This window comes from Vibrio sp. Hep-1b-8, assembly GCF_006124995.1.
In the GTDB taxonomy this organism is placed as follows: domain Bacteria; phylum Pseudomonadota; class Gammaproteobacteria; order Enterobacterales; family Vibrionaceae; genus Vibrio.
In genome coordinates this window covers 1-4,356 of record NZ_QEWN01000146.1, presented here as the reverse complement: position 1 = coordinate 4,356, position 4,356 = coordinate 1, and the positions used below count along the sequence as shown (strand labels likewise).

The window sequence follows — 4,356 nt, the reverse complement described above, 5'->3', positions numbered from 1 at the left end:
ATTGCATCACGTTCTTGCTGAGAGAGCTTGTTAGCTGGCTCTGGTCTGACACTGGTCGGTCTTTTATCCGCTTGGATCTCTCCTTGCCGATACCATCGACGATACGTCCTCAGGTCAATTTGAACCTCATAACAAGCTCGCTCTAAGCGGCAACCACTTTGCTTGGCATCGTGGATAAGCGTAATCAGGTACTGCCTTTCATCGGTTGAGGTTAGTCGTCCTCTGGCTCTTCCCCGTAAAAGGCTCTGAGCTTTTTTCGTAGAACCAACAGGGCAGCCGTTTCAGCGAGCGCCTTTTCTTTGTGGCGTAACTCCTTCCTAAGTTCTTTGATTTCAAGCTTATCCGCTTTGGCCTGTTTCTTTGCTTCCGCTTCCCGCTCTTTACTCGACATGAAGCCTTGCATGCATTCGCTGCGCCAGCGTTGAACTTGCTCTGGAAACAGACCTTTTTCACGACAATATTGGCTGAGTTCATTCTCGGTCATCGAGTAAGTCTCGGCGACGATGGCGAGTTTAGTTTGAGCAGACCACTGCTCTGATGAAGTGTTGCTGTTTGGCACTGCGGCTCCTGAACGTCTGAGTTGCTGTCGCCAATGATACAGGGTTGCGGTGCTAATACCTTCCTCTTTTGAAAGTTCGCTCACTGACACTGAGTATGGAGGCAGTAGCTTCTTCAATATGGCTTCTTTTCTTTCTGTTGGAATACGAGACACAATTCACTCTTACCGCCCTACACTGGTTAAATTTTAACAGTGACAACTATCCTGCCAGAGGGGGACCATCAGCCATTTTAACTTTGTTTCTATTGTGAAATTGCCCATTCAATTGGCCATCTCTAGAAACTTCTGTCCAGAGTGTCTTTCTGAATTCATCAAAACTACTAAATTCTCTTCCTCTCAACTGATCAGCAATTTGTGACGGTATCGGAGCACCTAACCCCTCACTGGCTTTCTCTAACCATATGCCCGTTATATCTTCGCCATTCCCCGTTACCACCCCAGACTCATCACGCGCCGTTTTTTAGAACATCAGGTAAAGAGGAGGGAGCCCAGCATCCGCAGGGAAGGTGACAATATATTCGGCTAGATCTTCTTCTGGGTAGAGAACCGTGCCAATTTCTTGGTCATGCTCTTCAATTGGGTGAACCAAGATATTGTGAACATCCAGTTGGTCATTCTCGGGGAGGACGGTATCAGGTGTGAGTACATCGGTTGAGCCGTCAGGTGTCCAGGTAATGGTGATAGCATTATCCAACTCAGCAATAAAGTGTTGTCATCGAGCGCTAATTTGAAGGTATATGTTATCTGTTAAAAAACGGCTTGACTCTTAAAAAAAGCAATCAAAAATGTCCAATTAATGCGAAAAACACAAACCTAATCAATGACTTCACATATTGAAATATCACTTTCAACCTTTTGAAAGGTATAGCCAATACAGGCTTCTATTTCAGACAATTGAGCAGGAGATACATCTGCGCAATTCCCCTCTAAAGCAACCCCAAAAATCCTCAATACATCATCACCGGATAAACCTTTCAGCTCAATTTCCATTACAAGTTCTTCAGTGTCTTTACTGTAGAAATTTAATTCATACATAACTATTTCTCCACTTTTCTCTTCGGATCCTTAGGTTTAGTCTGCTCTCCTGTCTCATGGTCAAACTCACCTATATGGTTACCATTTTTATCATATACTTCCACTTTACCGTGTTGGGAATCCCATTCATAAATTCGCTTTTTATCTTTCCATCTCGGTCTTTTTTTGCCGCCACCTTGCACATATGTTTTCTCTTTGGCTTTTTTAGCTTCAGGGAATGCAGGTAATGGAGGATTCCCTCTTGGAGCTGGTACATATTTAAGGTTCGTAGCTGAACCCGAGGTAGGTTTGTTGAAAACAAGATAAAGAGGAGGCAACCCAGCATCCACAGGGAAGGTGATAATATATTCGACTAGATCTTCTTCTGGGTAGAGAACCGTGCCAATTTCTTGCTCATGCTCTTCAATTGGGTGAACCAAGATATTGTGAACATCCAGTTGGTCATTCTCGGGGAGGACGGTATCAGGTGTGAGTACATCCGTTGAGCCGTCAGGTGTCCAGGTAATGGTGATATCATTATCCAACTCAGCAATAAAGTGTTGCCCTTGCTGCACTGCCTCACGCTTCGCTACACGATCACCGTATGCACTTCCTTCGCCCGTTTTTATACCAACGATTTGTTGCTTGCCATTTTCATCGGTGTACATATTGAAGCGGACACGCATCGTAACTGTGTCACTCGTAGCAAGCTCAGGGTTGCCCTCAAGTGTTCCATCGCCAAGCTGAGAAGGCCATAAAGCAGCGACTAAACCGCCACCGACGCGGGCAAAACTGCTGAGAGCCTCACCTGTGATACTCCATTGCCCTAGCGTAGAAGTGGTGTTGGTACTGATAATCCCAAGGTTAGAACTGGTTGTACTCGCTGGCAACGCTAAAACTGCCAGTTTGCCATAGTCTGTTGCCTTCGATTCGGTAGACACTATTTTCAGATTTACAACGGGAATGTCTTTTTCAATCCACTCAGGACGATTGATCGATGCGATTGAGGTATCGACTAAGCATCGCTCGGTGTAGTTATAGAAAGTGTTTAAAGGTTGATTAAATCGCTTGGGGCTCTCCGGTGGTATCTCGTAAACAGGCTCTTTTTCAATGCTTAGCGGTTGCTGTTTTTCTACATTCAGAGAATCCCCTACCGATAGAGACATCGGGTCGGCATCGTACTGTGGATTAAGTTCCAACAAAGCTTTTGGCGCTAGACCATACTGTTTGGCAATCTTCATCCACGTTTCTCGCATACCCGTTTCGAGATCAGTTTTCCGTTATGAAAGTGGTAGTAAAAACCGTGAGTGGGAAAGCCTAGCCGCTCGCCGAGCTGCACAGCGGGAAAAACGGGAATAAAGCCCTCTTGCGCTACGCCACTTTGCCACCGAGTTTCCACAACACCAATATCGCGTTTTGGTTCTGGTTATAGCCTCTTTCGGGATCAAGGCGGTGATGCATTGAGTGAGTGGCATAAAAGCCCCAGTTTTTATCACCGAGAATACGGTACTCTTGGATCAGTTTGCCGTTATGAAAGTGGTAGTAAAAACCGTGAGTGGGAAAGCCTAGCCGCTCGCCGAGCTGCACAGCGGGAAAAACGGGAATAAAGCCCTCTTGCGCTACGCCACTGCCTATCGGTCGGACTTTTACTGGCTGACGAGGCGAGAGACCTAACGATTTTGATGCCACTTCTCCGACCAATTTTTTAGGCTCATCAAACGCTGTGAATAGGGTGTAGCGTGTCCCTTCTTTGATTTTGGTTTCACGCCAGCGCCCTAGTAACACTTCGTTTGTCGTTTGGGCTAAAACAAACGAACAACCAACATTGCGATGAAAGGCATCATCGGAGCACGCGATATCAAAGTTGTACTCGTATTTTTCCTTTGGCGGCGCATCGGGATTATGAGTACGAACCGGCTCAGGGACGTATGGGGGCATGGGAAGTGGCGGATGTAGGCTTGTACTTTGAGTGGTGCTTGATGCACTCCCGCTCATCTGTATACGAGTTAATAGTGCCTTTTGTGCCAATGGGTCGAGGTTGTCGCGAACATGGGGATTTAGCTCCCAATCTGAATGCGCTAAGCCATCGCTCTCTTTTATCAACAGCGGAACTCGCGGAGAATCATTCAGTAGCAGCAAATGGCCTTGCTTTAATTGCTCAATAAATCGGTCATATCCCATGCCGGATGGGGTCACCTCTTTGAGTTCACTTTCAGACAAGGAGTCAAAATCCCCTTCCACTTGCTGAAATTCGTGCGCCATCAAATGGATAAGTTCAACGGTTTTATACCCCACGCCATGCCCTATTGAATCGTTTATGAGTGGTTCAAAGGTTACCTAGCTTGCGCTTTTATATCTATAGTTCGGATATAAAATCAATTGAATAGATATCACATATGTCGTGATAATCTGCTTATTTCTAAGACAATAAACACACGGCAAGGTTATTGATTCGCACTACAGCGAACGATAAATTCATTGCAATCGTCTTTTCTTGGTAACAGCTCAATAGATGTGTTGTGTAGTGTCGCGATGTCTTTGCAGATCGCCATTCCAAGCAGGGTGAGATCGCGAACATTTTCTAACCACTTAGAATGATCGGTTTGACGATCATATCTAGCTGTGATCATATACTCTCTTTTAACAAAGAGACCTACCCACAATGCATATCGATGAGTTTAAAGAGCACTTCCATTTAGTCGCAGATAAGCGCCAGTCAGCAAAGGTTACGTATTGCTTGTTTGAGGTTCTGTTCGGCTCATTGTGCGCTGTTATTGCTGGTG

The 4,356-nt window shown here is 45.5% G+C and carries 4 protein-coding genes and 3 pseudogenes; 1 reads left to right on the top strand and 6 read right to left on the bottom strand.

The features are described from left to right. Window positions 1-211: 211 nt before the first annotated feature. The 6 genes and pseudogenes from DA100_RS20815 to DA100_RS20785 all read right to left on the bottom strand — a co-directional run bounded on the left by DA100_RS20815 (window position 212) and on the right by DA100_RS20785 (window position 4,203). The gene (locus DA100_RS20815; protein WP_138972284.1) at window positions 212-712 is read right to left on the bottom strand and encodes a transposase; all 501 of its coding nucleotides are present in this window, start codon (window positions 710-712) and stop codon (window positions 212-214) included. A gap of 46 nt (window positions 713-758) precedes the next feature. Further along, window positions 759-1,271: pseudogene (locus DA100_RS21455) on the bottom strand (S-type pyocin domain-containing protein); the annotation flags it as partial. A 101-nt stretch (window positions 1,272-1,372) separates the two neighbouring features. Then, window positions 1,373-1,594: a hypothetical protein gene (locus DA100_RS20800; protein WP_138973887.1), complete on the bottom strand. Its 222-nt coding sequence runs from the start codon at window positions 1,592-1,594 to the stop codon at window positions 1,373-1,375. A gap of 2 nt (window positions 1,595-1,596) precedes the next feature. Beyond that, window positions 1,597-2,847: pseudogene (locus tag DA100_RS20795) on the bottom strand (colicin E3/pyocin S6 family cytotoxin); the annotation flags it as partial. Between the two features lie 97 nt (window positions 2,848-2,944). Then, window positions 2,945-3,868, bottom strand: a complete 924-nt coding sequence (locus DA100_RS20790; protein ID WP_138973885.1) for a hypothetical protein — start codon at window positions 3,866-3,868, stop codon at window positions 2,945-2,947. 149 nt (window positions 3,869-4,017) lie between these two features. Next, window positions 4,018-4,203 carry a hypothetical protein gene (locus tag DA100_RS20785; RefSeq protein ID WP_138973884.1) on the bottom strand — a complete coding sequence of 62 codons (186 nt, stop codon included), beginning with the start codon at window positions 4,201-4,203 and terminating at the stop codon, window positions 4,018-4,020. A 32-nt stretch (window positions 4,204-4,235) separates the two neighbouring features. Here DA100_RS20785 and DA100_RS20780 point away from each other — a divergent pair. Further along, window positions 4,236-4,356: pseudogene (locus tag DA100_RS20780) on the top strand (ISAs1 family transposase); the annotation flags it as partial.

Bases quoted from the DNA above. Each gene is read 5' to 3' on its own strand.
- DA100_RS20800 (WP_138973887.1), bottom strand. From the start codon at position 1,594: ATGTATGAATTAAATTTCTACAGTAAAGACACTGAAGAACTTGTAATG.
- DA100_RS20785 (WP_138973884.1), bottom strand. From the start codon at position 4,203: ATGATCACAGCTAGATATGATCGTCAAACCGATCATTCTAAGTGGTTA.